The following is a 26,264-nucleotide window of genomic DNA, read 5'->3' as shown; positions in this document are numbered from 1 at the left end:
TGAATGAAATGAAGTGAAGAAAGCTGCGGAACTTGTGATAAATGCCGAACCCTCGTAAAATAAACATAGAATACATACAATAAACTAGTAGAACAGTATGAAAGTTTAATTGGGAAATGGGAATCCTCCGGGGAAGGAATGAATCGGTATATGCAACAAATTTATTTGGACTATAACGCAAGTACACCTCTGGCTCCTGAAGTAATTGATGCCATGATGCCGCTCCTGCATGACTATTATGGAAATCCATCAGCGCTGCATTGGGCTGGGGCACCAGTGAAAGAATGGTTACAGAAGGCAAGGGAACAGGTTGCTGACTTAATTGGCTGTTCGCCAAGGGAAGTCATTTTTACAAGTGGGGGCAGTGAGGCCAATAACCTGGCATTAAAAGGCTATTATTTTAAGAATAAAAGTAAAGGCAACCATATCATTACATCTAAAGTAGAACATCCAGCAGTGAAAAATCCATGCCAATTTCTCGAGCAAATCGGGGCGAGGGTCACCTACGTAGGCGTGGATCAATTCGGGAGAGTGTCAGCCGAAGAAATTGAGCAAGCCATCACGGAGGACACCATACTGATTTCGATTATGCACTCCAATAATGAAACTGGGACTTTACAGCCGATTCAAGTGATTGGAAATCTTGCTGAAAGGCACGGGATTGCCTTCCATACGGATGCTTCTCAATCAGTCGGGAAAGTGCCTGTTAATGTGAACGAGTTAAAGGTCGATATGTTGACCATCGCCGGCCATAAGCTTTATGCCCCTAAAGGAATTGGAGCGCTTTATATAAAAGATGGAATCAAACTGGAATCGCTCATTCATGGGGCCGGTCACGAATTCGGGCTCCGGGCAGGGACGGAAAATACATTGTTGGCAGTTGGCTTGGGAAAAGCGTGTGAAATCGCTGAAACCCATGTAGGAAATAGCGTCCTGAAGGAACTCACGGACTATTTTTGGAGCGGATTAAAAGTAGAGTTCGGGGACCGAGTTCAGTTAAATGGACATCCTGAGGAGCGTCTGCCCAATACATTGAACGTAAGCTTTGTCGAAAAAATAGGACAAGATCTGCTGGCGGCGATCCCACAGTTAGCGGCCTCAACCGGTTCGGCATGCCATGCCGGCAGCATCGAATTATCACCGGTATTAAAGGAGATGGCCGTTCCTGAAAAGGTTGGAATGGGGGCCATCCGCTTTAGTTTGGGCAGGTATACGACGAAGGATGAAATCAATCAGGTATTGCAATGGTTAAGGGAAACGATAGATTAAAGTTATCAGGGACAACAGTGAGATTCAACTGTTGTCCTTTTTATGTTATTTCAGAATGAGACAAAAGAACCGTCCGAGACCACTGAAAAATGATCCTAAGATGCTGGAGCGTTACTTTTCTTGAACTCAAGGGCAAAATAGATGGCTTATTTTTACCAGTGCGCTTCTTTTCTATGGTTCACGGGCAGAATAGGGCTGCTTATTTTGACCGTTACGCTACTTTTCTAAGGCACAGGGGAAGAATAGACCACTTATTTTGACCGATGCGCTTCTTTTATTGGCCTCAAGGGCAAAATAGGGCTGCTTATTTTGACCGATGCGCTTCTTTTCTAGGGCTCGCGGGAAGAATAGACCGCTTATTTTTACCGTTACGCTTCTTTTTTTGGCCTCACGGGCAGAATAGGGCTGCTTATTTTGACCGGTACGCTACTTTTAAGGCAGTTCATCTTAAAGAAGCCAAGGGGAAGGAGTGTTTTTTCATTGGTCTCGAACCGCCCCCATGCCTCACTTGTGAATAAGTTACACCTTTTCTTACCAACTTAAGTATAATATACGAATTGGAAGAAGGGGTATTATGGCGAAGTTTTGTTATCGGTCATTCACCATCGTTTCGATATGCTTGGCCATATTATTAATGTCATCGTGTAGGCAGTCACAATCAAAAGGGGTGGACAAAATGGAAAAAACTCCTCGTGAAGTTTTAGGTTTTTACACAGAACAGGAAGGAACGTTTCCAGGGTCGCAGCCTACAGTGGACTCGCAATACAAAAGTTTAAGCAGCATCGCACCCTTTTGGTATAAGCTTGACGATAAAAGTCCGGGAAGTGTTATAAGTTCCGTTCAAGCAGATCATAAGACAAAGGTTATTCAGAGTGCTCATGAAAAAAAACTAAAGGTATATATGGTTGTACATAATCTGTTTTACGAAACCGTGGAGAAAGGCAAGCAGGTTGCGAGTGATGTACTCAATAATGAAAAAAACCGCGATGTTTTCATTCAGAACTTACGCAATGAAGTCAATCAGTTTAATTATGACGGTATTAATATTGACATGGAAAATCTGAATTTGTCTGATCGGGATTCCTTTAGTCTAATGGTAAAAAATTTATCTGATACACTGCATCGTGATGGAAAAGTAGTGACGGTTTCAGTCCCGGCAAACACAGGTGATTCCCGTGCTAATCCCTGGTCACCATGGTTTGATTACGAAAAGCTTAGCCAATATTCAGATGGGTTAATGATTATGACGTACGATGAACATAACCCAAGAACAAAACCCGGTTCAACCGCATCGGTCGATTGGACAGAAGCAACGATTCGGTATGCTTTGAAACATGAAGTCCCACCAGCAAAAATTTTACTCGGAATCGCTGGTTATGGATGGGACTGGGATACAACAGCAGGCAAAGGCAAGTATAGCTCTTATGAAGAGTTAATAGCACAGAAAACAAAATATAAAGCTAAAGTTCTATGGGACTCCCATTCGAAAACACCTCATTTCAGTTATGTGGATCAAGAACAACATAGCCATCAGGTTTGGTTTGAGAATAGCGATAGTCTGGAGTATAAGCTAGACCTTGTTGAAAAATATAACTTACGGGGAATTGGGATTTGGCGACTCGGTTTAGAAGACCCAGAGTACTGGAAGACGATTCCTGAGAAAATAAAAGTAAAAAAGTGAATTAGGCACGTTGAGACCAATTAATTTTGATAATATTTAATAATTATGAAAAAAATAGCCATAGGAAAGGAGGGAGTGCGAATGTCTGTAAAAAAGTGGTTAGCTGGATTGGCTGTTATGTTTGCGATGGTATTAGTTGTAACAACTCCAAGCTCATTCAGTGTATTTGCCGAAACCGGCAAACTAACACAGCCTATTGAGTCAGCCAAAGCAATTGAGGTCGAGTTGAACGATGATTACTTTATGCCGAAAGACATCACTATTCCGAATGGGAGTACGACAACGTTACTATTGAAAAACAAAGGAAAGAAAAAGCACACCTTTACAGTGGAAAAACTCAAAATTGACGTTGAAGTCCTGCCGGGAACAGAAAAAACCATTACTGTGAAACCGACTATGTCCGGTACATATGATCTGATATGTCGATATCATCTACAGGAAGGAATGGCCGGGAAAGTAATAGTCAAATAACAAGCAGGGCCAATCGGGCCTTGCTTTTTTTATGGGTAATGGTACCTGAAAAGGGGATAATAAAAGCATCTGATACGAGAGAGTGAAGAAGTTGAAAGCAGCCTATCCAAGTTATGATGAAATTCAAAAAATCGAATATAAGTTAACTGAAATGAAAAATGAATATTGGCTTCATCATGATTTGTTTACATTTCAATGGTGGCTGCTTTTGATAATTTTTATTCTTCCATGGATTATATGGTGGAGGTACGTTGATAAAGCTAGATTAAAGGAAATTGTACTTTTTGGCACTTTATTAATGCTTTTGGTTGGACTGTTGGATGATATAGGTGTTAATGCTCACCTGTGGTCATATCCCTATAAATTGTTACAGGTGATACCAAGATTAGTCGCAGTTGATTATGGAATACTTATCGTGGCCCATATGACGGTTTATCAATTCTGCAAAACATGGAAATCATTTATCATTGTTAACTTAGTAATGGCAACTATTTTTACCTTTATATTTGAACCTTTGTCAGTTTGGCTTAACATTTATAAATTAGAAAGCTGGAAATACATCTATTCACTTCCAATTTATGTTGCAAAGGCTGTATCTATAAAATGGTTAGTTCAAGTAATAAATCGAAAATCTAAATCTATGTGATGGGGTGGAAAATTCATGGTTAAACACATACCCAAAATAACATCTGCTGAAATTTCGATGTTATGGAGTACCTATATTGGTGACACCATGTCTATTTGTGTTCTAAAACATTTTTTACAAACTTGCGAAGATCCGGACGTTAAACCTATTATTAAAATTGCGCTAAAGTTTTCCCAAGACCATGTGGCACAAATATCGGATTTATTTACAAAAGAAGGTATTCCTCTTCCAAATGGATTTGGGGACCAGGATGTGAACTTGCAAGCAAAGAAGCTTTTTTCGGATATAACATATTTGCGTTACTTACAGCATATGGGTAGAACGGGATTGAATTCCTATAGTTTGGCTAAGTCAATTTCTGCCCGTAAAGATGTCCGTGACTTATTCAAACAGTTTTATTCTCAAACCGAAATGTTATATGACCGTAATGCAGAACTGATGCAGGAAAAAGGGGTTTTTATCCGATCCCCTTATATTTCTTATCCTGATAAAATTGAGTACATAACAGAGAGAAAATTTCTTGGTGGTCTTATAGGTCATCGGCGACCGCTTCTTGGAATAGAAATTGCCCATTTAGGAATTAATATTGAAGTGGCAAATGTGGCCAAAACAATACTTTTAGGATTTAGCCAAGTCGCTCAATCTAAAAAAATTAGTGACTACTTTAAAGATGGATATGAATTAGGAAAGAAAATGGTGGAAGATTTTATGATAAAACTAAAAGAAGATGATAATTCATATCCCTCTACATGGGATTCTACTATTACCAATAGCACAGACCCACCTTTTTCCGATAAACTAATGTTATTTCATACAAGTGCACAAAGTGCTATTGGTCTTGGAGATTTTGGAATTGCCATAGCTTCATCATTTCGAAAGGACTTAACGGTTAATTATGAAGGCTACATTATTAGAGTCGGGGCCTTTGCTGAAGAAGGTGCAAAACTCTTAATTGATCATGGGTGGTTTGAAAAACCCCCCCAATCGATTGATAGAGAATCACTTAGAAATCAAAATATAGTGAAAAGGTAGAATACTTTATTTTAAAAAAGAGCGTAAAAAAAAGAGCATTATGTTCAAATTAATGGTACAGTTTAGTAAGAAAATTTTAAAGATGAATAGGAGAACAACATGATTGAGATAAAAAAATCTCCACTAAGTGATGGAGAATTCGATAGAGGAGTATTTGCTACATGTGATATCAAAAAAGGAACGCTTTTACACGAAGCACCTGTCATTGCTTATCCAAATGAGGAGCATCAACATATAGAGAAAACCTTACTTGCTGATTACACTTTTGAGTATGGGATCAATCATTCTGCGATCCTTCTAGGTTATGGAATGTTGTTTAACCATTCATACGAGCCCAATGCATTTTATGAGATTAATTTTGATAATCATACCTTTGAGTTCTACGCTTACACAGATATAAAAGCAGGGGATGAAATTCTAATTAATTATAATGGGGAAGTGGATAACAAGGATCCACTGTGGTTTAATCAGGACTAGTTATTTTGATTCATTATTTTTTGGAAGAAATAAATAGGATAGAGATGCACAAATAAAAAAGAAATGGCTCTATTTTATGAGTCATTTCTTTTTTATTTACAAAATCGCTGATAAATTAGATGCAATTATAACTGAAATTTAAAGAATCCCTTAAACTTTCTAATTACAAACCTTTTCCAATATCACGTATTGGTGCTTGCAATGGAACAGACGGTGGTGCCAAAAGTGGAGCGACAGTCTCTCCGATTGTCGTATATCCGACTGGAGTAGTTTTGGGAATCGTTGCAGCTGACCCCGTACCAATTTGCAAAATTCCCGCATTGGCGATAATCCCGATTTTCAAAAACCTGATGTCAAATGATTGTTCGAGATAACGATCCATATCCATCACCCGCCATCATTATATGCTAACAATTTAACTTTTATTTGCCATTTAGTTGAATTTTTTGGTTGGACTTATTCTAGTATTTGAGGCAGCTGGCGCGAACGTTCGAGTGAATTCCATTCATCCTTCGCCAGTCAATACGAGAATGATGCGGTCTTTAGAAAGCGGAGTTAGTCCGGATAACCCTGGGGGTGCAAAAGCATACCGCTTAAACGGTACGGAGAAGTCGCTGACATTGCTAATTTAGTATTATTCCTAGCTTCTGATGAGAGTGCTTTCATCACAGGTGCCCAATATCGAATCGACGGCGGCATGGGTGCATTTTAACCTGAAACAAAACCTCAAACTCATACAATAGTTTGAGGTTTTGTTTTTTGAAAAGGAGAATTGGTGCCCGGAACAGAGAAAAGTGGGCCGGTTCGGCATCAATAAAACCAAACAAACGAAGTACAGATTAAGTATCAAACAACGTCCCACTTAACGCATCAATATACCTGTCCGCTGACTTCTGTACTGCTATTTTGGCATCTTTTTTGACTATGCCATGAAAAGCATTATACAATCTGTCAAATTTCAATTTTTTTACGATATTGGCCATCTCACGCACTTTAGATGCAGGCAGTGGGATCAGATTAGGGTAACTATACATAAAGCTGACCCAGTTTTTGTCGGCGACAACTTGGATGATATCACCTGACAGTAAAATTCCCTTTTGCTCATTCCCATCCTTCCATTCTAAAACTGATCCACCTTTAAAATGTCCGCCTAGACGGTGAATAATGACCCCTTTATGCAATTCAAGGGATTCACCTGACCAGAAAAGAATCTTATCGCTTGGCCTCATGACCCATTCTTTATCATCCTCATGTATATAAATCGGCACATCGAATAGCTCTGCCCATTCAACTTGTGCAGAGTAATAATGCGGATGGGATAGTGCAATTCCCTGCAGTCCACCCAAATCCTTCATCTTTTTAATGGTACTTTCGTCAATAAAAGTGATACAATCCCATAATAAATTGAAACCCGCACTTTGGACCAAATAAGCAGTTTGACCAATTCCGAACTTTGGAATAGTGGTTATGCTGAATAGACCTTTTTCCTCAAAAGTAAACCTATTTTGATAGCCTTCATTAGCCATTTTCTCCAACGTGGTCCACGACTGCCCATTCGGATTTACATACTGCCTTTCCTCATTACAAATCGGACATTGCTCTGGTTCTGCCATTGAACTTTCATACTGAACACCACAAGTCTCGCAAATATAATTTTTCAGAGGTAACCCACCCTTTCCAAAAAAAGGATATACATAAAATTATATTTAGCGGGACTTTCGAATAGACTTTCGTGTAAATTTTTTACAGTATATTCCAATTTTGACTTCACTAGAAAAAATTAACAATAATTTTATTATGTAAACCGAAATCAGTGATAAGAAAAATACTATGAAATGAATCTGTAACATAATTAAAATATGCATGTTCTAATTTTCAGAATATAATGTAACTACAATAGTTGCTAAATGAAGTTGGTGGTTTTTAAGGACAAAACAGTGGAAAGGGGGCATGATCGATGGATATTTGTATTTCATGTGGTGAGGAATTATCAGTTATGGAGAGAAATCGTGCGGAATGCTGGGAGTGCAAAGATAAAACATCGGAAGCATATACAGAAGGAGAATGACATGGTAATGGATATTTGTGTGATGATCTAAAGCCAGTTTGCCTTTTAAAGGTGCTGGCTTTTGCTTTTCACACCTGTAATAAAGTAACTATATTGTAAAAATAAAATACTCTATTTTTCCTCCTAAACTCCTTATTCACTCATACACATGAGATAAGGAGGTATTTCCATTGAATCCGCTAAAAATCATCCCACTAAAATTTATTTATCGTTCTGTCCTAGTTGTTCTATTAATGTTCTTCACTATTTCATTGGTTGTTGTGTTAAAAGTAAATATTACTTCCCTAAAAATGAGTAATTCTATCGGAATCTTAAATGGACAGAAACTCTTTGTTGAATTTTTCAAAGCCGAGAACCATTCCTTTTTCCGAAAATTGAATACTCCTGTTTTTACCATCCCAAAAATAACAAATGTAGCATTCCAAATAGCAACCACCATCAAACCAACAGATATAAGAACGTACTTAGGCAATGAAATACCTGGATTAAGAATGCATGAAACAGAGATCGTCGTAGCCGGGGAGGGGACTAACCTAAGGAACCTTCCGAAAGAATCGGCTCCTCCAAATAAGGCTTTATTAAAGGAGAGACAAGCATCTGAAGAGAAATTAAAAGAAAATCAACGAACCGACGATGGCCAGCTTAAAAATCCCGAAAACAAAACCGTATTTATTTATCAATCCCATAGCTGGGAGTCATTCCTTCCAGTTTTAAATGATGCAAAAATACCTGACGATGCCATAAGCTCGGATGAAAGAGTAAATGTGATTGGGTTAGGAAATCGTTTAGCAAGTGATTTAATGAGTAAAGGAATCGGCGTTGAGCATGACAAATCAAATATGACGCAAGAATTATTGAAAAAAGGATGGGAATCAACAAAAGCATATACAGAATCCCGAGAGATTGTCGAAGCTGCAACAGCCAATAATCACCAATTAAAATATTTTATTGATATACACCGTGATTCGCTAGGAAAAGAAATTACGACTAAAACGATCAATGGTACAAGCTATGCAAGGCTCTATTTTGTAGTAGGAAAAGAAAACAAAAATTACCTCGAAAATCTGGAGGTGGCCAAAGAACTGAACGGAGAGTTAGAAAAAAAATATCCTGGGATCAGTAGAGGGGTATTTCTAAAAACGTATAAGGATGGGAACGGTGTATACAATCAAGATTTATCAAATAAGGCAATGCTGCTGGAAATAGGTGGTGTAGATAATAATTTGAATGAACTTCATAATACGATTGATGTATTTGCGGAGATACTTGCAAATTATTATTGGAAATCAAATGAATCCAAAGTAGTGAATGGCAGTGGTTAGGCAATTCGAAGCCAGCAAACAGATCATCAAAATGATGGTCTGTTTTTTTATCAACTTTCTACCTTAGATTGCTCTTTTCGGTCCTGTAAAATTTCTTGGATGATTTCGATATGAACGGAAGCCCAAGATTTTTCATGAAAGTGAAGAATCACGCTCATGGTAAGGATGAATATATAGGCGAAAGCAAAGTAAATCCAAAGTACACTTCCCTCTTTGAAGAGAAATTTTTGTAATTGCTCTGAAAAGAGAAGTAGCAGCCATGGGCCAGAAGATACAAGAATAGGTATAATTCCGGAGCCATTTTTCTCTTTTATCATGCATAAATATATTTTTTTTAATGTAGGACTATCAATAGAAATGTAGAAGCTCTGAATTTGTTCGATTTGGTCAATTTCCTTTACTGATTTAAATGATTGTTCATTGTTCAATGCCCTTTTTAGCTTCAGGTAAATTTTATGAGCATCTCCTCGAAATGAAAACATATGAAAACATATTTCCTCCATCAACAACATTACTAGAAGGCTTTACAAATATCGTTTCGTCTATTCAGGTTCCATTACAACTATTATTTGAAGCAAATACGGTGTATCAACTAATTCACCGTTTTTTTATTTAGAAAATACTTTTACTAAAAAAGGGAAATCTAACAAAAAGTTCGTGGAGTGAGTAGGATGTCGTTTTTTTCAAAATTGAAAGGGTTGCAGCAAACCCAAAAGGAAAATAAAAAGGTTTTTTTAGGGGCGGATTTTGATGTGCGAATGGAATGGTTTAAAGAAATCTTCCAACAAAGTATTGACATCACCTTTCACGAATTAACTGCCAATCAAACGCGCTGCGGTATTGTGTTTATACAGTGTATGGTGGATCAGCAAGTCTTTGATGAGCAAGTGTTAAAATATATTGTTTCGCCGAACTTTGCTTCATCACCAAGTGAATTGATTCATAAAGTTCTGGATTTACAGTCCATTAGTACAATGTGTACCAGCGTCCTTTCTGATATGGAGGAAGCTGCAGAAACGATATTAGATGGAAAAATTATTGTCTTTTTCGAAGGCGACAGTCGGATGATCGCCTTTCCTTTAACAAACTTCGAAAAGCGGACCGGTAGTGAAACCACGAATGAAAATGTCATCAGGGGGCCAAGAGAGGCATTTTTGGAGGATATACATACGAATGTCACCATGGTTCGGAGAAGAATAAAATCCCCTGCCTTAAAAATGGAACAACTTGTCATCGGAGATTATACAAAAACAAAGGTCATTATTAGTTATATTGAAGGGCTTTGTCGAGAAGATTTAATAGCAGAAGTGAAACAAAGAATAAACAGGATTAAAATCGATGGCGTTTTAGCGAGCAGCTATATTGAGGAGTGTATTGACGATCGGCCATTTTCACCGTTTCCTCAATCACAAAAAACAGAACGGCCGGATGTGGCGGCAGCAGCCTTACTGGAAGGCAGAGTGGTTATTTTTGTGGATGGTGACCCCATTCCGCTTATAGCACCTGTGAATTTTTACATGTTTCTCCAAGCTGCTGAAGATTATTATCAACGGTATTTCCTTACCAGTTTTATTCGCCTGCTTCGCTATGGCTGGTTAATCGTTTCGCTAACCTTTCCATCTTTTTATATAGCGATTACCACCTTTCATCCGGAAATGATTCCTACCAGTTTATTATTAAGTGTTGCTGCATCAAGGGAAAATGTCCCATTTCCAAGTATTGTGGAAGCCTTATTGATGGAACTGGCTTTTGAAGGTTTACGGGAAGCAGGGATTCGTACTCCAAAAGCGGTAGGGCAGGCGATTGGGATCCTAGGTGCAATTATCATCGGCCAAGCAGCTGTGCAGGCAGGGATTGTTTCTGCCATTATGGTGATCATTGTTTCAATTACCGGGATTGCCTCCTTCGTCATACCTGGTTATGATTTAGGATTTTCCGTCCGCTTGCTTCGATTTCCACTTATGTTTTTAGCAGGCACATTTGGAATATTCGGTTTAATGATTGGTACCATTTTAATTTATATTCATGTAGTAAGCTTACGTTCGTTTGGAATGCCTTATCTTTCACCAACAGCGCCGCTTAGAACTAGCGATTTAAAGGATATTTTCATCCGCGCTCCATGGTGGAAGATGCAGCGCCGGCCCTCCTTTTCCGGGTCAAATGATCGTATTCGCTCTAACATCGAGAAAACCATATCCGAAGGTGATGAAGATTAATGAAAAGACTCAAATGGCTCATCCTGTTATGCCCTTGTTTTTTAACTGGCTGCTGGTCACAATTTGAACTTAATGAACGCGCTTTTGTCTCCGGCATCTACGTTGATAAGGCCGCAAATGGCCACATGGAGATAAGCCTATCTTTTGCCTTGCCTAATCGCCTTGTCCCTAGTGATCTCGGTGGTGCCGGTACAACAGGAAAACCATACTCGCTTCAATCTGCAACTGGAAAAACTTTTACGGAAGCCTATAAGAAAATACAAGCCACCCTTACCAGAAATATTAGTTGGGGGCATACGCGGATCATTATCATCAGCGAAGAAATGGCTAGGGACGGTATCAGGGATATATTGGAATTTGTTCTCCGCGAACCAAATTTGAATATCAATCAAACTTTATTAATTGCACCAGGAAAAGCAAAAGATATCGAAGAATTGACTCCGATATTTGAACGATTTCCAACCACCATTCCCATATCATTTGCCCAAAGAAAGGTGACAGTCGATACAACACCAAAAGACTTCCTTGAAACAACTAGCGGAGATATGATTGTCGGCCTTTTATCAAAGAAAAGGATAAAAATGCTTAGTGAGGGCGGGAAAGAGGGGCTTTTTGTCCTTCCTGGGGAGATGGCTTTGTTTCATAATTATAAAATGGTCGGGAAATTAGACGCAAAAGTGGGCCGAGGAGCGTTCTGGCTTCGCAACCTGATAAAAGGTGCAGAAGTAACTATAAAAGCCCCGGCCGATCAACAGTTAATCAGTTTATTAGTCACGGACGCACATACAAAGATCCGCCCTTCTAAAAAAGAACCGTTTACATTTAATGTGGATATAAAAGCGGAAGGGAATATTTCTGAATCTCAATCCAATATGAGTTTAACAAATGAAAAACAAATGGCGCAACTTGAGCATGTAGCTGAAAAGCAAATCCGGAATAGAATTAAAGCCACTTTAAAGACTTCTCAAGAGGTAAAAGCAGATGTTTTCCAATTCAGTGAATACTTATCCTGGCACAAACCAAAAATATGGAAAATGGTAAAAAAAGATTGGCCTGAATCTTATCATGAAAAAGTAAAAATGAATGTTCAGGTTGATTTGCATATTAAACGACTAGGTGCTGAAAACAATTCATTCTGGGAAAAGGAAAAAAGTTTATGATTTTAATTATTATCGGATTTCTCATTATCTTTGGATATGAGTTGACGTATTTAAAAAGTAAAAAACGGAAAAAAAGAACCTATTGGATTGTCCTTTGTACCCTAGGGGCTTCCTGTATTTATTGCATTTCTACTGTATTATTCGAGCATATGCCCAGTCCAAGTGATTTGATTCAGTTCATTTTTGAACCGATTCAACAGAAAATTTTAGGTTAGGTGGACTCCTTTGAAGACAGAACAGATCACTCAAAATCAATTAATGCTTTTTTTCATTCTTCATTATTACTCCACATTAGTTGGATTTGCAGCGAGTCGCCTGATTTACCTATCTCAATACGATTCAGTGCTCGTTATTTTTATAAGCGGATTAGCAGGAATTATTCTAGCATATTTTGTCATAAAACTTGCGACGCGAAGACCAAACGAATTTTTCGTCCACTATGGTAGTGAGATACTTCCCAAATGGATTCATATTCCAATTATGGTGTTTTTTTTCGTCTCCTTCCTGCAAATTAGTGGAATCATTTTAAGAGAATATGAAGATTTCATCGTGCAGACTTATCTCCCAAGAACACCTAATTGGGCGGTTGGCTGCATGTTTGGAATGGTTGTAGCGGTCACAGCACGTTTAGGGTTTGAAAATTTATTCCGGATTGCCCAAGGGCTATTTTATCTTGTGATTATAGGGAATATCGGAAATGCGATTTTTATTGGTAAGGAATTACAATGGGACCGCTGGATCGCTTTTGTTACGAACCATAGCGGACAAGGAATCTTTAACGGCAGCTTCCAGACTGCTCCATCTTTTGGAGAAGTCGTTATTTTACTCTTTATATTTCCATATTTAACTCAAAAACATAAAACACTAAAGTCAATCATTTGGGCGACTTTTTTTTCTGCTATATTTATTGGACAAAATATTATTTGGCTATTATTACTTTTTGGTCCGAATTTATCTAGCCATCTTACCTATCCGATGTTAGAGATGATTCGCTACATTCGAATCGCGGATTTCATTCAAAACTTGGATCATTTATTAATTTCGATTTGGGCAACAATGGTTTTTTTAAAGGTGACCGTTTTTTTTACTATTTCAGTTCAAATTCTTGCCCATCTATTTCGTTTAAAAGATCACCGCCCTCTGACGTTTTCGTTAGCAGCAGTTATGGTCGCATTATCTATAAACACGGCAAGCGGAACTGCAGAGCTATCTAGCTTCCTTTACTACGTATGGCCTATTTTTTTATACTTTTTAGAGTTCATTCCTTTACTTTATTTATTGGTAGACACTATAAAACAATCCAATAAGAAAAACAAAATAGGTAACAAATTGAAGACTTAAAAGGGCAAGGAGACTGAAACGTATATGGACGGCGGTTAATGGCTCACTTCTTAAAGAATTTTCTCACGTAAGTTGAAACGTCCTTAAATATGGGTTGATATAGTTTATATGTTTTAACTGCCTCATCAACGGTTTCCATGAGCAAAATGATATCTACTTGGTTAAGAAGATGTTCAATTTGGTTGTACTGGTTGTGAACGGGTGGGGGGGTATGGGTACCGTTTGGCCCAAACAACCAAGGATCCCTTTGCGGTGCATGAGAAGGTTCATGGTGGTCTGGGAATTCTTCTGTTTGATTCGTAATATCTTCTTCGATGACTCTTCGTTTCTTCCCGAACATTAGATTTGTAAAGGGATCGGCATCATCCTGTGGAGGCTTATGTTCTTTTTCAAACTCCATAATGCTTTTATCTTCCTTTCATACCGTTTTCTTCTACAATAAAATATGTTTTGTTTTTAATCGTGGTGTGGACAAATACCTGGGCTTTTCGCTTGTGGTTATATTACTGGTTGAAAAAACATGATAACAATTGTTTGAATCTTCTAAGGTATCTATACTGATATTAGTATTAAATTCAAGGGGGAGACCAGATTGGCAACAAAAGTAGGAGACGTAATTAAGTTTGAACGAACATTCAAACAAGAAGATGTTGAAATGTTTACAAAAGTATCTATGGATGAAGGGAATCATCATATTACTCCAGATGAACAGGGGAGACTTGTAGTGCAAGGCATGTTAACTGCTACATTACCGACAAAGGTTGGCGGAGATTACAATGTACTCGCTCGTACGATGAATTTTGAGTTTTTAAGACCAGTTTTTACGGGAGATTCCATAATTTGTGAAGTGACAATTGAGCAATTTGAAAAACAAGAGAATAATAGAACCGCCATTATGGCTACTTTCTTGTGCACTATTCAGAATGAGAAACAAGTGTTGAAGGGGAACTTTGCGGGCGTGATATTATAGAATTAATCTTTTTCGAATAAACGGCTTGAGGCCATTGGAATTGCGGAATGATATCTAAGTTTATTTAAACCAGAAAAAAAGGATGGAGTCCTGTCTAGTGTACAGGATTCAATCCTTTTTTATTTTAATCAATCTGGGGTTAGGAAACGACCAACGTAGCTTCGAAAGGAGTTTCTTCGCTGGAGGTACCAAGGTATACCGTGTATTCACCAGGCTTCACTACAAAGTCATGTTCGCAGTAGTCCCACACACTCATCGGATGATTCGTCGCGGACGGATCAATCGTAATGGTAGCTTCCTGTGACTGCTCCGGCTCAAGAAACACCTTCTGGAACCCGACCAGGCGCTTAGGCGGCTGCCCCGTGACGGGTATGCCCAAATAGACCTGGACAACCTCGGCCCCTGCGACCTTCCCAGTATTGGTCACGGTAACCTTCACCGTAATCGGGGACTTGCCGTCTACTTTAGCCGGCGTTACCGAGAATTCGGAAAGCTCAAAGGACGTGTAGGACAAGCCAAATCCGAACGGAAATAGCGGCTTGATGCCCTGAGACTGGAACCAGCGATATCCCATGTTGAGGCCCTCGGAGTAACGAATGACAGGGAAGCCATTGCCCTCGTCGGTGCCAGGATAGCGTTCAGGGTGGCCGGCGTACATGAGATCGTTCTCGGATGCTGCGTAGGTAGTAGGCACCTTGCCAGATGGATTGACAACACCGAAAAGCAGATCAGCAACGACGTGACCATCTTCAGTACCTTGATTCCATGCTTCCAGAATCGCCGGAGCTTTGTTGATCCATGGCATCATCACGGGGCTGCTGTTTTTCAAAACTAGAACTGTGTGCCTGTTGACTTCCAGGAGTTCGTCAAGCATGCGGTTCTGATCGTTAAGCATATTCGGGCTCGGTAAATCGGCACCCTCGGATGCAACCAAGCCAGCCATCAGGATAACCAGGTCGGCTTCTTTGGCGGCAGACTTCGCCTCTTCAAGGTTCGACAGGTCTTTGGCGACGGTCACCTTGCTGACCTTCGCTTCCGAACCAAGGCCGTGCAAGACTTCCTGCATTCCCTCTACCGGTGGAATGGTGTAAAGCGGGTCAACCTTGGACGAGCCGCCGCCGCCATTGCAGGCATCGTCGACAAACTCGGATTGGCCGATGATAACGATGGTGCCGTAAGCTTTCGGGTCAAGCGGCAGCATTCCGCCTTCGTTTTTCAGAAGAACGGCTGTCTGGGAGCCGATTTTCCGGGAGATGGCGCCATGGCCTTTAGCGTCGATGACGCCCGGGTTGTAAGGACGTTCGAACTGTCCGAAACGGAACATCTGGGTAAAGCGGCGAACCAACGCCCGGTTGACGGTCTGAATCTCGAGACTCGTGTCCTCGAGCGCATTCTTTACGTTGGTCTCGTTGCACCACTTGGCATCTGGCATTTCATGGTCCATGCCTGCGGTCAGCGACGCGGCAGTAGAGCGGCAGGACCAGAAATCGGACTGCACGTAGCCTTGGAAACCCCACTCATCCCGGAGAATGTCATTGAGCAAGTAACGGTTCTCGGTGGCGTAAGTGGCACGAACGCGATTGTATGCGCTCATGATCGCTGCAAGGTCCGCGTCTTTGACCAGCATTTCAAATGGCAGCAGATAGAGCTCGCGGAGCACGTGTTCATCCACTTCGACACTGGTACGGAAGCGCTCATACTCCTGATCGTTAACCACATAATGCTTGCCCATGGCAATAACGTTGTGCGCCTGAATCGCCTTGGCTACCTCAACACCCATCACTCCTGACAGGTATGGATCTTCAGAGAAGTACTCGAAGTTGCGGCCGGCAATCGGGGTTCGGTGCAGACAAACACCCGGTCCTTCAAGCACGTGCTGACCCAGCGTCGCAGTCTCCGAACCGATTATGTCCCCGTAATCGCGGGCAAGCTTAGGATCAAAACCGGCAGCCAGACCAATGGTCATCGGCAATGCGGTAGCAGGCGGGCTCGGGTGCCCGTCACCCATGCCCACACCCACTGGGCCGTTGGTAATCCGAAAACGCGGGATACCAAGTTCCTCGATACCCTTTACATGGCGCTGCACTTGGATCTGGGCCATGAGCTTGTCATATTCCTCAGGGCTCATCGCATTCATTTCTTCCATTGATGGTAAGGCGTAGATGTTAATCGTCTCCATTGCTCCGTGAAGCTGGGCAATCTTTTGCTCCAAGGTCATTGCCGCTACAAGCTTCTCAGCACGTTCACGCGGTGACAATGACTGATCCATCCACGGAAAGTTACCATTGCGATGAGAGCTTTGTGTTGACTCATTCAGTTCGGGGTTTAAAGTATGTTCATTGTTCATGGGAGAACTCTCCTCAAATAATATTTTTTCAAATAACTCTTCATAATTTTTACCATCTTACAATTGATATATGTATTAGCCATAGAGGTTTGGGAGAATGGACCTTAAGATCGGTACCTTCATTACGGAATACTAACTAACAAGATGAAGAAAAATAAAATAGTCCGAACTTAAATGGAGGAAACATCTAATGAAAAAATTACTTTCAGTTATCTTAACAATAGGATTGTTAACTGGTTGTGGTAAAACAGCAACACAAGAGAAGAGCTCAGAGCAACCATCGAAAGAAAAAGTAGAAATGAAAAGTGAAAAGATAAACGTGGTTAAAAAGGAACAACCAGGAGAATCAGTAGAACAGAATAAACAACCATCCAATAATAATCAAGCACAACAACCAAAGCAAGAGGAAAATAAGAAAGTTGAACAAACACCACTATTAACTCAAAAGCCTGGAAATCAACCTGTAGAACAGCCAAAACCACAAGGAATACAAACACCACAAACAGAACAAAAACCGGAAGAGGTACAGCCGAAACCACAAGAAATTAAACAAGAACCTGAACAACCAGCTCCAGTTGAAAAGCCAGTAAAGCAAGAGCCAGTCGTTCCTCAAAAGACCCAACAACAACTATTTAAAGAATATGTAGATAGTGGACACTGGACATTAACCACTAACACAGACTATCTCAATAGTCATAAACTATATGTATACGGAGTAGAAAGCGCAGAAGAAAACTTCGTAGGAAACTACGTAAAGAGGTATATAGAACAAAACATTGCAGGTAAACCAGTAACAGTTACAACCTATCAAGTGGGGAACGGAATAAAAACCTATAAATTCTCTTGGTGATGCATGGGGACGGTTCTCGTGCATCGTTAAATTTAAATTCAGAAGCACTAAAGCTCATGAAGGAACGAACTTGCAGCGTTGTTCAAATTACCATTATAAGTTAGAGGTAGAGTTTGTTGGAATTAAACTATATCCCAATGGAAATCATAAGCGAAAATGCGGGAAAAGGAGATTAGTTATGACCACCGATAAAGATTTAATCCAATGAATGTGATGAAACCAATCAATTTTAGTTCATATTCATTAAATGAGAGCCAACCTTTAACGACGTTTGAAATGGGTAAACTATGGGCTACATATATGGGAAACAGTATGTCAATTCAAATCTTAAGTTATTTTCTTCAGCATTGCGAGGACGAAGAAATTAAAACGCTATTGGAAAATGGTTTAGCTTTATCAGAGGATTTCATACAAAGGATCGAAGGATTTTTTAATAAAGATAATTTCCCTATACCGATTGGATTTACAAAAGATGACGTAAATCTTGGTGCCCCACGTTTATACTTCGATGAATTTTACGTTCACTATTTAAAATATGCTGCAAAGGCAGGTATGAGCCTTTATGCAGTAGCAGTTCCGTTGGTAATGAGAGAGGATATTAGAGAGTTCTTTATTTATTGTAATCAATGTACAACTGTCTTGTTAGGGCAAATTAATAATGTTTTAATGGGAAAAAAACTAATTGCAAACCCTCCTATCATTCCGACACCAGATGGAATTGAAAAAATTGATAAACAAAGTTTCTTAAACGGTTATTTTGGAGAAGTCCGACCATTACAGGCATTAGAAATCATTCATCTTTGGGATAACATTGAGAATAACACAACAAGTATGGCGTTATTATTGGGATTTCATCAGATTGTTAAAGATGAAAAAATAAAAGCTTTATTCAAACGAGGTTTAAACATGACTGATAAAGCGGTAAAGCAGTATAAGGAAAAACTTCACATTGAACAGATACAATCACCAGCGTACTTAGGCCATTTGGTTACAACCTCAACATATCCTCCTTTTTCCGATAAAATAATGCTGTTTCATAAAGTGGATATGTTTGCAATGAAGATAAGGGCATTTGGAAACTCATTAGCGGTAACGGCAAGAAGAGATATAGATATGTTGTATGCAAGAACTCTAATAAATATAGGCTTATTTGTTGACGACGGCATGAATATCTTAATTGATAAAGGTTGGTTGGAATCACCGCCAAAAGCGCATGACAGGGTTTAACAATCGGAACAGATTGAACAACTTCCAAATGAAAGCTAGGCAAAAAATAAGGTGGTTTTTCCATTTCAGAAGGGGAGATTACAATGTCCCTTGCTTTGCTGGCGATGGTAACTTGGTTAGTAATGATTGTCTTCGCCAATATTCCAAAAAGGTTTACCCTCACGGAAATAATCTTCCTATATTTTGTAAGTTCCATCATGACCGTTACCGTATTCACATTATTTGATGAGAATTTTCAATGGGTTACAGCCACTCGGAACGTGGAAAAATCATTGGCACTGGATATTTGTCGCTTCGTCGAAATACCGCTTCTTCTCATTATGTCTTCGGAGGTTCTTATTAACTCATCCTTAAGAGTGGGTTGGAGATGGACAATTGCAGCTACAATTTGTTTGTTTCTTACCGTGAACGACTGGATTTTAGTGCAGTTTGGCATTTTGGAATATCGCCAGTGGAACTATGTATTTGCGTTCCTCGACTATGGAATGTTTATTGTTTTGATGGCATGGACTGCCCGATGGTTTGTTCGTTTGGATAAAGGAGGTTCGTGAACCTTGAATGAAATCGTGTATGACAATCGTTTTAATGCCAATGAGTGGTATGTCATAACCTCACTCTGCATTGGAGTCCTGATGGTATTCATACTCCCAAAACGGTTTACAAAGAAGACGACGGGTGTTTATCTCATGTGCGGAGTGTTTTTTGGTTTTTTTTTCGATCATACATTGAGTGTATTTCCAGTTAGTTTTTATGACATAAACGATACCTCACGTTATGAACTGATGGATTTTTTATCTCACTTTATGTACGCAGCGTACTGCTATTTGTTCATGTATCTATACGATAAATGGCATATCAAATTACGGTACTCACTAGTTTACATTCTTGTGTGGTCATTCATAAATATCGGGTTTGAGCGGTTGGCCGTTGCTTTGGGAGTTTTTCACTACACGCAACACGGATATAAAATTTTCTATTCTTTTGTGATTTATTTGTTTGTTATGAGTTGTTGGATTGTTCTTTACTATGTTACTCGGATATATGGTAACAAGCGGTTTTTGACATACAAAGAGTCATAAAACGGTGGATTATAATAAAGAAAGGAAAGAAATGGATGGATTCAATATGGCTGGAGTACGCTTGGGCATTGTTAATTCTAATCGGATTAGAGGGATTGTTATCGGCTGACAATGCTCTAGTGCTAGCAGTAATTGCAAAACATTTACCGGAAGATCGGAAAAAAAGAGCTATAAATTACGGAATCATTTTAGCATTTGCTTTTCGGTTTGTTGCACTTTTTGCGATTTCATTTATTGCAAATGTTTGGCAGATACAGGCGATAGGTGCAGTTTATCTTCTGTACTTAGGATTAAAGCACATCATTCAAGCGCGATTCGGCAAAGAAAATGAGAACATCCACAAGGACGATGAAAAGGAATCCGCAGGCAAAGGTTTTGGGCTAACAGTTGGAAAGATTGCAATAGCTGACCTCGCTTTTGCAATAGATTCGATTCTAGCTGCGGTTGCTCTCGCTCTAGGCCTTCCAGATACACCTTTAGACAAATTCGGAGGTATGGACGGAGGTCAGTTCTTAGTTGTTCTTATTGGTGGTGTTGCTGGCCTCATCTTGATTAAGTTTGCAGCAACCTGGTTTGTGAAACTTCTTGAAAAACGTCCAGCCTTGGAAACTACAGCATATGTAATTGTTGCCTGGGTTGGTGTCAAACTGGCTGTAATCACTCTAGCACATGAAGATATTGGGATCTTAAATCATGATTTTCCACACAGTACAGCTTGGACGCTGATTTTTTATGGAGTATTAGTCGCTATTGCCCTAATTGGTTGGTTTGCTCCTGGAAATAGATCATTACAGGCGAATGCTAAAGGAAGTAAATGAAAGATGCATGGGGACGGTTCTCGTGCATCAATAAATTTGGATCCAGAAGCACTGAAGCTCATGATGGGATGAACTTATTGATCCACAAAGACCGACCAATATTGGCTCCCAAATAGGGAGCCGTCTTATGATCTTAAAAGAAGAAATTACGAATCGTTATTTGTTCTTTATTTCATTATAAAGTGCAACAATAATATCAATATTATTATCAATAAAATTCAGTCGTTCTCTTGAAACCTGCGACCACTCGCTAGATAGATGGCTTGCTGATAAAATATGTCTGAGGCTAAATGTATAGGTGTGATGCAATTCTGAAATCAGATAGCTAATGCCTGCATGAGGGTCCTTACTCACAATGCTTTCGACATCCTTCTTTAACCAATCTGGAGCTACCTCAACGGATTTCTTTAAAAGTAGTTCATACTCTTCATTAAACATGATTTTTCTCCTTAATATAAGTTTTCATCATGTTTTTTATCATACAATATCTAAGGTCATATTGCTAATGGTGTGTCCATTAGTTCACCACAGGGATTAATTGGTTACACTTCATCAGAACTGTTCCCCAGCTTATTATCTTAATTAATTTCTTCCATAATCTGCTGAATGTAATAGGAGGGAATGGCTGCACCAATGATTTCTTTGGTGGAAATTTCCGGGTTTTGCAATGTGGCAAAGATGACTCCGATGACTTGCCCCTCTTGATTAATCACCGGACTGCCGCTATTTCCCTTGTAAATCGGCGCCTTAATCATCATAACCGGAATACCCAATCCGTTCACTAGGACCGGACTTATGAAGGTTCCTTCATTAGCAATCTGCGTATAAGCTAAAGGATTGCCGATAAAAATAATTTTCTCGCCCGCCCAAGTCTCCCAGTCTTTTTCAGCGGCAATCGACAGGACGGGCAGTTTTTTTGCCTTTTCAATATCAACAATGGCAAGGTCCCATTCCGGCCGTTTGGCAATGACCTTACCTGCAAAGGAATCCCCGTTGCTAAAATGCACATTCACTCGATTCGATTTTTCAACAACATGTTCATTAGTGATAATTAACCCATCTGGAGCGATATTAAAGCCAGTTCCCTTAACACCGTCCCATTCCAGAGTGACGACGGCTTTTTTGTATTTTTTCACTTCCGGTTTCTTCGAAAGCTGATTAGACACCTTCACAAAACGAATGGCAGGCAGATTAAAGACATCAAACCACATCCCTAATCCGCTGATTAACATGGCAAACACAAGCAGTGAACTGACTATTTTAGCAGCAATTTTTCTTCGCTTTTTCCGCTTTGCTTTATCCTTTTCCCATTCTTTTGCTTCTTCTTCAGTAAAAAAAGCTTCCCAATCCGGCTGTTCTTCATGAAAATCCTGATTTTCCTTGTCCATGTGGATCCTCCATAAAAAGGTTCGGTATATTCCTATTATATCGGTTTACGTAAAGAAAATGGCGTTAAGAATGGTTTCACGATACAATAGATTGGAATGTAAGGAACAAGGAGAATGAACATGAATGGTAAAGAAATCGAAGAATTGAAAGTGGAATTAAACCGTGTAAAGGAACAAAATCAGGAGTTATTCCAAACCATAGTTGAACCAGGGTTACATAGCAAAGTTCAGGAATTTTTAGATAGCTTTGAGGATTATTTTCGTGAAAGGGGCTTTGTGATTCGAAAAAAGAACGATAAGGTTAGAGTTTCATTCGATGACCTTCATCTAAAAGCTTTTTCGGACGGCGGTCGGGATATTTTTATCATGAGAGGAAAAGAGCAGATTGCCTCTGTAACCGTTAAATTTATTGGCGAAGGTAAGAAGGGTATTCAGAGCCAAATGGATGATTCGTTGGACCAGCTGGAAAAAGAAATGGAAAAAGAAAAATCATTTACAGATAACCTGAAAAATCCCGTATTTTATTACACAGGAAGGGATTTTGGCTATAAATACGAAACTCCATTATCCGTTCTTGATAGCATTTTTGGGATATGACCAGTTGAAAACTTGAAATAATGGAACTAGTTAGAGATTAATGTGAAAGGACAACAGTCGTAATCAAACTGTTGTCCTTAAGTAACCGGCACCAATTTTTAATCCAAAATGGACGGCCCTTTATTTAACTTGATATCGCTTTTTTAAAAAGCACCCTAAATTTCTCACTATCTTCTGTAGTAAAAGGTTTTGGCCCCTTTGTCCGCTTTCCGCTTTTTCGGGCCATTGCACTTAAATAACGTGCTTGAAGTAATTGGTCAATATTTTCATTTGTATAGCTATACCCAGTATGGTGAAGGACCGTACACTTTTTTGCTAAACCTAGTGAAGCAAGACCATAATCTTGCGTAACAATGATATCTCCTTTTTCTGCTAACTTCATAATCCGATAATCTGCAGCATCTGCTCCAGAATCAACATAAATTGTTTCCACTCCTGCTGGTTTTTCCGCATTAGAAAAATGTGAAAAGCTCGTAACAAGGATCACAGGAATATCAGCCTTCGTACCTTCAGAAATAATAATATCTTTTACCGGACAAGCATCTGCATCAACATATATTTTCATCTTATCCTCCAGAGTTTTGTTCCACTTGTATCATAATTTTGGTTGCATAATGTTCCTTATGATTCATTACAACTGTATCATAAATATATTCCTCAAAAACATACTCTCCTAAGGCTAAATTTAAACGTTCCATTTCTGAAAAAAGCCGCTTATAGGTTTTATGTAATGTTTTCTCATCCCCAATATGATACCCAATAAGAAAATCACCTTTCACAGCCTGGAAATAGGGATATCCAACCTTTGGATGGGGCTGCTCAATATATAAGTAGCTATAATTAGAGAATTCTCCCTTCATTACATGCTCCCGTTTTGTTATACCACCTATTGGATATCCTGAATCAAGTTGGGATATGTTCAATTCATTAATAAAATCTGAAATAACCTCTACAAATTCTTCATCCGTTATATTTTCAATGTTTCTACTTAGATAAAGTGTTGCTTCTGGTAATTGTTTAAGCGTCATTTGTTGAAAATCAAGGTGCGACGCTTCTTCCATTATGGCTATTTTAGCATCGATCATTTTTTCCTTCATTTCAATCTCCTGACGCTTTTTTACAATCTCTTGTTTTTGTTGATACATTAACGATAAAAAACTTTCAGGCGATTTATTATTCATGTATTGTTGAATATCATTTAGCGACATACCAAGATCCTTTAATAAATCAATAACAAAAAATAGCTCTATTTGGTGAATGGAGTAATAACGATAGCCTTTTTCATTTTTCCAGAGGGGAGACAAAAGTCCAATTTGATCATAATAAAAGAGTGTCTGTTTGTTTACTTTACAAAGCTTCGCAAATTCCCCAGTAGTTAAATACTTGCCATTTTTTTTATCCATTTTTTACAGCACCGCCCTTGACTATATAGTAACTATATACACTAGGATGGAAATTGTAAACAAATGATGATAAACAAAATGAAGTGGTTTGCTGTAGTTAGTTTTGTTAAGGAGAATGTAAAAAATGAAGAATAATAAGGTCACCTTAGGATTATTATTAATGAATTTATTCATAGCCTTTTTAGGAATTGGTCTTGTCATTCCAGTCTTACCGACATTGATGAATGAATTAGACATTACGGGAACAACAGTTGGTTATTTAACAGCGGCGTTTGCTATTGCTCAATTGATTGTTTCGCCATTTGCAGGGAAGGCAGCAGATCAATTCGGCAGGAAAATTATGATTGTCATTGGCTTATTTATTTTCGGCATCTCGGAATTTTTATTTGGGATCGGCAAAGACATTCAAATGCTAATTATTTCTCGTCTTTTAGGCGGAATTAGTGCTGCGTTCATCATGCCAGCTGTGACAGCTTTTATTGCTGATATTACAAATTTGGATACTCGTCCGAGGGCATTAGGCTATATGTCTGCCGCGATTAGTACAGGATTTATTATTGGGCCCGGCATTGGTGGATTTTTAGCGGAATTTGGAACACGTATCCCATTCTTCTTTGCAGGAGCACTGGGAACTATTGCAGCTATACTTTCTATCCTTTTATTATCTGAGCCTAATCGTCATGAAAATAGCCATAAACAAGTCTCAGATGGGAAGGTTGGTTTCAAACGTATTATGGACCCAAAATATTTCCTAGCGTTTCTGTTAATTTTTATTGCCTCATTTGGTTTAGCAGCTTTTGAATCGTTCTTTAGTCTATTTGTGGACCACAAATTTCAGTTTAAACCATCCGATATTGCAATAGTCATCACAGGCGGTGCTGTCCTTGGTGCAGTTTCACAAGTCGTATTATTTGATAGGCTAACACGAATCTGGGGTGAAATTAAACTGATTCAATATAGCCTCATTTTATCAGCCATACTTGTCTTTTTAATGACGGTTGTTCATTCCTATTTCTCTATATTACTTGTTACATTTCTTGTTTTTGTTGGATTCGATTTATTCCGTCCGGCAGTTACTTCATATCTTTCAAATATCGCCGGGAACGAACAAGGTTTTGTTGGAGGAATGAATTCTATGTTTACAAGTTTAGCGAACATAAGTGGACCCATTCTAGGGGGGATCTTATTTGATATAGATATCAACTACCCATACTATTTTGCGACTTTGATCTTATTCCTGGGAATCGTTCTTACATTATTTTGGAAGAAGCAAGCCAATAATTCTTCAAAAGAAGTGAAGGCTAGAGTAGCTAATTAGTCGAATTGAATTAAACTTTATGTGGAAATTATTTTGTTTTCGGTTGTGACTATCTAGAAGTGAGGCATTCATCATGAAAGACAAAGTTCAAAAAACTTATACATCATGATAAAAATTGTGGCGGGGTAGGGGCGAATGATATAATAAAGGTGTACAGCTGCATAGCGGGGTGAGAAGTGGCCGTGAACTTTCTTTTGTGGAAGGTGGTGGTATTAACCGACTTCCTCTGAAGGGGGGTGAGGCCGCTGATGGTTACTTTTGTTGAAGCAATGACTCTGATGTTTGGATTTGGAATGTTTATTCTAACATTTATCTCAGTGTTAATCGCTCTCTTCAAAAAGAAGTAACCTTCCCCCCGCACCTGCCAGTGTAAAAGGGTAATGGTTACTTCTTTGCTCATAATATAGCTTGGCGGTCACTGCACTTCATGCAGTGTGGCTGTATATTAGGGATACTAGTTGGCGCTAGTATCCCTTTTTTATGCTATGCTGTATATCTTTATTATATGCAACAAATTGGTATTTTACAAATAAAAAAGAGTATCTGTGGGAGTTCCCGGATTTGGACAGGCAAAGCCTTTATGC

29 protein-coding genes are annotated in these 26,264 nt (G+C 39.1%); 20 read left to right on the top strand and 9 right to left on the bottom strand.

Features of this window, described 5'->3' with window-relative positions:
* Positions 1 to 138 precede the first annotated feature (138 nt).
* From ACFPA1_RS09845 to ACFPA1_RS09820, 6 genes are all read left to right on the top strand, one after another.
* Positions 139 to 1,269: a cysteine desulfurase family protein gene (locus tag ACFPA1_RS09845; RefSeq protein WP_378582420.1), complete on the top strand. Its 1,131-nt coding sequence runs from the start codon at positions 139 to 141 to the stop codon at positions 1,267 to 1,269.
* A 676-nt stretch (positions 1,270 to 1,945) separates the two neighbouring features.
* Positions 1,946 to 2,950: a glycosyl hydrolase family 18 protein gene (locus tag ACFPA1_RS09840; protein ID WP_378582418.1), complete on the top strand. Its 1,005-nt coding sequence runs from the start codon at positions 1,946 to 1,948 to the stop codon at positions 2,948 to 2,950.
* A gap of 81 nt (positions 2,951 to 3,031) precedes the next feature.
* Positions 3,032 to 3,421 carry a cupredoxin domain-containing protein gene (locus tag ACFPA1_RS09835; protein WP_213145635.1) on the top strand — a complete coding sequence of 130 codons (390 nt, stop codon included), beginning with the start codon at positions 3,032 to 3,034 and terminating at the stop codon, positions 3,419 to 3,421.
* A 91-nt stretch (positions 3,422 to 3,512) separates the two neighbouring features.
* Positions 3,513 to 4,067, top strand: coding sequence for a CBO0543 family protein (locus tag ACFPA1_RS09830; RefSeq protein ID WP_378582416.1), 555 nt, complete (start codon positions 3,513 to 3,515; stop codon positions 4,065 to 4,067).
* Positions 4,068 to 4,082: 15 nt separating this feature from the next.
* Positions 4,083 to 5,099, top strand: coding sequence for a DUF3231 family protein (locus ACFPA1_RS09825; protein ID WP_213145637.1), 1,017 nt, complete (start codon positions 4,083 to 4,085; stop codon positions 5,097 to 5,099).
* Between the two features lie 99 nt (positions 5,100 to 5,198).
* Positions 5,199 to 5,576 carry an SET domain-containing protein gene (locus ACFPA1_RS09820; protein WP_378582415.1) on the top strand — a complete coding sequence of 126 codons (378 nt, stop codon included), beginning with the start codon at positions 5,199 to 5,201 and terminating at the stop codon, positions 5,574 to 5,576.
* Positions 5,577 to 5,739: 163 nt separating this feature from the next.
* Here the strand turns inward: ACFPA1_RS09820 and ACFPA1_RS09815 are convergent, their stop codons facing one another.
* A complete protein-coding gene (locus ACFPA1_RS09815) occupies positions 5,740 to 5,958 on the bottom strand; it encodes a hypothetical protein (protein ID WP_378582414.1) in 219 nt (72 codons plus the stop codon).
* A 64-nt stretch (positions 5,959 to 6,022) separates the two neighbouring features.
* On the opposite strand from ACFPA1_RS09815, the gene ACFPA1_RS09810 reads away from it, so the two are divergent.
* Both ACFPA1_RS09810 and ACFPA1_RS09805 read left to right on the top strand, forming a co-directional pair.
* Positions 6,023 to 6,208, top strand: a complete 186-nt coding sequence (locus tag ACFPA1_RS09810) for a hypothetical protein (protein WP_378582412.1) — start codon at positions 6,023 to 6,025, stop codon at positions 6,206 to 6,208.
* Positions 6,163 to 6,288, top strand: a complete 126-nt coding sequence (locus tag ACFPA1_RS09805) for an SDR family oxidoreductase (RefSeq protein ID WP_378582501.1) — start codon at positions 6,163 to 6,165, stop codon at positions 6,286 to 6,288. The genes ACFPA1_RS09810 and ACFPA1_RS09805 overlap by 46 nt, the downstream gene beginning before the upstream one ends.
* Positions 6,289 to 6,415: 127 nt before the next feature.
* Here the strand turns inward: ACFPA1_RS09805 and ACFPA1_RS09800 are convergent, their stop codons facing one another.
* The gene (locus ACFPA1_RS09800) at positions 6,416 to 7,237 is read right to left on the bottom strand and encodes a hypothetical protein (RefSeq protein ID WP_213146053.1); all 822 of its coding nucleotides are present in this window, start codon (positions 7,235 to 7,237) and stop codon (positions 6,416 to 6,418) included.
* A 577-nt stretch (positions 7,238 to 7,814) separates the two neighbouring features.
* Between ACFPA1_RS09800 and spoIIP the strand changes: the two genes are divergently transcribed.
* Positions 7,815 to 8,966, top strand: coding sequence for a stage II sporulation protein P (gene spoIIP / locus ACFPA1_RS09795; RefSeq protein ID WP_378582410.1), 1,152 nt, complete (start codon positions 7,815 to 7,817; stop codon positions 8,964 to 8,966).
* 50 nt (positions 8,967 to 9,016) lie between these two features.
* Here spoIIP and ACFPA1_RS09790 read toward each other — a convergent pair whose 3' ends face one another.
* Entirely contained in the window at positions 9,017 to 9,394 is a 378-nt protein-coding gene (locus ACFPA1_RS09790; RefSeq protein WP_378582408.1) for a hypothetical protein, read from the bottom strand.
* Between the two features lie 243 nt (positions 9,395 to 9,637).
* Between ACFPA1_RS09790 and ACFPA1_RS09785 the strand changes: the two genes are divergently transcribed.
* The 3 genes from ACFPA1_RS09785 to ACFPA1_RS09775 all read left to right on the top strand — a co-directional run bounded on the left by ACFPA1_RS09785 (position 9,638) and on the right by ACFPA1_RS09775 (position 13,683).
* Positions 9,638 to 11,182, top strand: coding sequence for a spore germination protein (locus tag ACFPA1_RS09785; protein WP_378582406.1), 1,545 nt, complete (start codon positions 9,638 to 9,640; stop codon positions 11,180 to 11,182).
* Positions 11,182 to 12,342 carry a Ger(x)C family spore germination protein gene (locus ACFPA1_RS09780; protein WP_378582405.1) on the top strand — a complete coding sequence of 387 codons (1,161 nt, stop codon included), beginning with the start codon at positions 11,182 to 11,184 and terminating at the stop codon, positions 12,340 to 12,342. Before ACFPA1_RS09785 ends, ACFPA1_RS09780 begins: the two co-directional genes overlap by 1 nt.
* Positions 12,343 to 12,567: 225 nt before the next feature.
* Positions 12,568 to 13,683 (top strand): GerAB/ArcD/ProY family transporter, encoded by a 1,116-nt coding sequence (locus tag ACFPA1_RS09775; protein WP_378582404.1) that lies wholly within the window; start codon positions 12,568 to 12,570, stop codon positions 13,681 to 13,683.
* Between the two features lie 43 nt (positions 13,684 to 13,726).
* Here ACFPA1_RS09775 and ACFPA1_RS09770 read toward each other — a convergent pair whose 3' ends face one another.
* Positions 13,727 to 14,083 (bottom strand): hypothetical protein, encoded by a 357-nt coding sequence (locus tag ACFPA1_RS09770; RefSeq protein WP_378582402.1) that lies wholly within the window; start codon positions 14,081 to 14,083, stop codon positions 13,727 to 13,729.
* A gap of 192 nt (positions 14,084 to 14,275) precedes the next feature.
* On the opposite strand from ACFPA1_RS09770, the gene ACFPA1_RS09765 reads away from it, so the two are divergent.
* A complete protein-coding gene (locus ACFPA1_RS09765) occupies positions 14,276 to 14,653 on the top strand; it encodes an enoyl-CoA hydratase (protein ID WP_378582401.1) in 378 nt (125 codons plus the stop codon).
* Positions 14,654 to 14,792: 139 nt separating this feature from the next.
* Here ACFPA1_RS09765 and ACFPA1_RS09760 read toward each other — a convergent pair whose 3' ends face one another.
* The gene (locus ACFPA1_RS09760) at positions 14,793 to 17,000 is read right to left on the bottom strand and encodes a glycoside hydrolase family 3 protein (protein ID WP_378582400.1); all 2,208 of its coding nucleotides are present in this window, start codon (positions 16,998 to 17,000) and stop codon (positions 14,793 to 14,795) included.
* Between the two features lie 190 nt (positions 17,001 to 17,190).
* Here ACFPA1_RS09760 and ACFPA1_RS09755 point away from each other — a divergent pair, with 190 nt between their 5' ends.
* The 4 genes from ACFPA1_RS09755 (at position 17,191) to ACFPA1_RS09740 (ending at position 20,974) form a co-directional block, all read left to right on the top strand.
* Positions 17,191 to 17,850, top strand: a complete 660-nt coding sequence (locus tag ACFPA1_RS09755) for a hypothetical protein (RefSeq protein WP_378582398.1) — start codon at positions 17,191 to 17,193, stop codon at positions 17,848 to 17,850.
* 204 nt (positions 17,851 to 18,054) lie between these two features.
* Positions 18,055 to 19,077, top strand: coding sequence for a DUF3231 family protein (locus tag ACFPA1_RS09750; protein WP_378582396.1), 1,023 nt, complete (start codon positions 18,055 to 18,057; stop codon positions 19,075 to 19,077).
* A gap of 83 nt (positions 19,078 to 19,160) precedes the next feature.
* The gene (locus ACFPA1_RS09745; RefSeq protein WP_378582395.1) at positions 19,161 to 19,628 is read left to right on the top strand and encodes a hypothetical protein; all 468 of its coding nucleotides are present in this window, start codon (positions 19,161 to 19,163) and stop codon (positions 19,626 to 19,628) included.
* Between the two features lie 563 nt (positions 19,629 to 20,191).
* A complete protein-coding gene (locus ACFPA1_RS09740; RefSeq protein WP_378582393.1) occupies positions 20,192 to 20,974 on the top strand; it encodes a TerC family protein in 783 nt (260 codons plus the stop codon).
* A gap of 156 nt (positions 20,975 to 21,130) precedes the next feature.
* Here the strand turns inward: ACFPA1_RS09740 and ACFPA1_RS09735 are convergent, their stop codons facing one another.
* Both ACFPA1_RS09735 and ACFPA1_RS09730 read right to left on the bottom strand, forming a co-directional pair.
* Entirely contained in the window at positions 21,131 to 21,412 is a 282-nt protein-coding gene (locus ACFPA1_RS09735; protein WP_378582391.1) for a hypothetical protein, read from the bottom strand.
* A 140-nt stretch (positions 21,413 to 21,552) separates the two neighbouring features.
* Positions 21,553 to 22,362 (bottom strand): S1C family serine protease, encoded by an 810-nt coding sequence (locus tag ACFPA1_RS09730; protein WP_378582390.1) that lies wholly within the window; start codon positions 22,360 to 22,362, stop codon positions 21,553 to 21,555.
* Positions 22,363 to 22,482: 120 nt separating this feature from the next.
* On the opposite strand from ACFPA1_RS09730, the gene ACFPA1_RS09725 reads away from it, so the two are divergent.
* On the top strand, positions 22,483 to 22,959 hold the full coding sequence (locus ACFPA1_RS09725; protein ID WP_213145653.1) for a hypothetical protein: 477 nt from the start codon (positions 22,483 to 22,485) through the stop codon (positions 22,957 to 22,959).
* Between the two features lie 124 nt (positions 22,960 to 23,083).
* On the opposite strand, the gene ACFPA1_RS09720 is transcribed toward ACFPA1_RS09725, so the two are convergent.
* Both ACFPA1_RS09720 and ACFPA1_RS09715 read right to left on the bottom strand, forming a co-directional pair.
* A complete protein-coding gene (locus ACFPA1_RS09720) occupies positions 23,084 to 23,524 on the bottom strand; it encodes a YaiI/YqxD family protein (RefSeq protein WP_213145654.1) in 441 nt (146 codons plus the stop codon).
* A 1-nt stretch (position 23,525) separates the two neighbouring features.
* Positions 23,526 to 24,362: a MerR family transcriptional regulator gene (locus ACFPA1_RS09715; RefSeq protein WP_378582387.1), complete on the bottom strand. Its 837-nt coding sequence runs from the start codon at positions 24,360 to 24,362 to the stop codon at positions 23,526 to 23,528.
* A gap of 124 nt (positions 24,363 to 24,486) precedes the next feature.
* Between ACFPA1_RS09715 and norA the strand changes: the two genes are divergently transcribed.
* Together norA and ACFPA1_RS09705 are read left to right on the top strand one after the other, a co-directional pair.
* A complete protein-coding gene (gene norA / locus ACFPA1_RS09710) occupies positions 24,487 to 25,680 on the top strand; it encodes a multidrug efflux MFS transporter NorA (RefSeq protein ID WP_378582385.1) in 1,194 nt (397 codons plus the stop codon).
* Positions 25,681 to 25,928: 248 nt separating this feature from the next.
* Positions 25,929 to 26,027 (top strand): putative holin-like toxin, encoded by a 99-nt coding sequence (locus ACFPA1_RS09705; RefSeq protein ID WP_378582383.1) that lies wholly within the window; start codon positions 25,929 to 25,931, stop codon positions 26,025 to 26,027.
* The last annotated feature ends 237 nt before the right edge of the window (positions 26,028 to 26,264 follow it).

The organism is Neobacillus sp. GCM10023253 (genome assembly GCF_042653105.1).
In the GTDB taxonomy this organism is placed as follows: Bacteria; Bacillota; Bacilli; order Bacillales; family Cytobacillaceae; genus Neobacillus; species Neobacillus citreus.
This window is presented reverse-complemented; position numbering and strand designations above follow the sequence as displayed.

Bases quoted from the DNA above. Each gene is read 5' to 3' on its own strand.
- ACFPA1_RS09845 (WP_378582420.1), top strand. From the start codon at position 139: ATGAATCGGTATATGCAACAAATTTATTTGGACTATAACGCAAGTACA.
- ACFPA1_RS09840 (WP_378582418.1), top strand. From the start codon at position 1,946: ATGGAAAAAACTCCTCGTGAAGTTTTAGGTTTTTACACAGAACAGGAA.
- ACFPA1_RS09835 (WP_213145635.1), top strand. From the start codon at position 3,032: ATGTCTGTAAAAAAGTGGTTAGCTGGATTGGCTGTTATGTTTGCGATG.
- ACFPA1_RS09825 (WP_213145637.1), top strand. From the start codon at position 4,083: ATGGTTAAACACATACCCAAAATAACATCTGCTGAAATTTCGATGTTA.
- ACFPA1_RS09820 (WP_378582415.1), top strand. From the start codon at position 5,199: ATGATTGAGATAAAAAAATCTCCACTAAGTGATGGAGAATTCGATAGA.
- ACFPA1_RS09815 (WP_378582414.1), bottom strand. From the start codon at position 5,958: ATGGATCGTTATCTCGAACAATCATTTGACATCAGGTTTTTGAAAATC.
- ACFPA1_RS09785 (WP_378582406.1), top strand. From the start codon at position 9,638: ATGTCGTTTTTTTCAAAATTGAAAGGGTTGCAGCAAACCCAAAAGGAA.
- ACFPA1_RS09780 (WP_378582405.1), top strand. From the start codon at position 11,182: ATGAAAAGACTCAAATGGCTCATCCTGTTATGCCCTTGTTTTTTAACT.
- ACFPA1_RS09770 (WP_378582402.1), bottom strand. From the start codon at position 14,083: ATGGAGTTTGAAAAAGAACATAAGCCTCCACAGGATGATGCCGATCCC.
- ACFPA1_RS09760 (WP_378582400.1), bottom strand. From the start codon at position 17,000: ATGAACAATGAACATACTTTAAACCCCGAACTGAATGAGTCAACACAA.
- ACFPA1_RS09755 (WP_378582398.1), top strand. From the start codon at position 17,191: ATGAAAAAATTACTTTCAGTTATCTTAACAATAGGATTGTTAACTGGT.
- ACFPA1_RS09750 (WP_378582396.1), top strand. From the start codon at position 18,055: ATGAATGTGATGAAACCAATCAATTTTAGTTCATATTCATTAAATGAG.
- ACFPA1_RS09745 (WP_378582395.1), top strand. From the start codon at position 19,161: ATGTCCCTTGCTTTGCTGGCGATGGTAACTTGGTTAGTAATGATTGTC.
- ACFPA1_RS09740 (WP_378582393.1), top strand. From the start codon at position 20,192: ATGGATTCAATATGGCTGGAGTACGCTTGGGCATTGTTAATTCTAATC.
- ACFPA1_RS09735 (WP_378582391.1), bottom strand. From the start codon at position 21,412: ATGTTTAATGAAGAGTATGAACTACTTTTAAAGAAATCCGTTGAGGTA.
- ACFPA1_RS09730 (WP_378582390.1), bottom strand. From the start codon at position 22,362: ATGGACAAGGAAAATCAGGATTTTCATGAAGAACAGCCGGATTGGGAA.
- ACFPA1_RS09725 (WP_213145653.1), top strand. From the start codon at position 22,483: ATGAATGGTAAAGAAATCGAAGAATTGAAAGTGGAATTAAACCGTGTA.
- ACFPA1_RS09720 (WP_213145654.1), bottom strand. From the start codon at position 23,524: ATGAAAATATATGTTGATGCAGATGCTTGTCCGGTAAAAGATATTATT.
- ACFPA1_RS09715 (WP_378582387.1), bottom strand. From the start codon at position 24,362: ATGGATAAAAAAAATGGCAAGTATTTAACTACTGGGGAATTTGCGAAG.
- norA (WP_378582385.1), top strand. From the start codon at position 24,487: ATGAAGAATAATAAGGTCACCTTAGGATTATTATTAATGAATTTATTC.
- ACFPA1_RS09705 (WP_378582383.1), top strand. From the start codon at position 25,929: ATGGTTACTTTTGTTGAAGCAATGACTCTGATGTTTGGATTTGGAATG.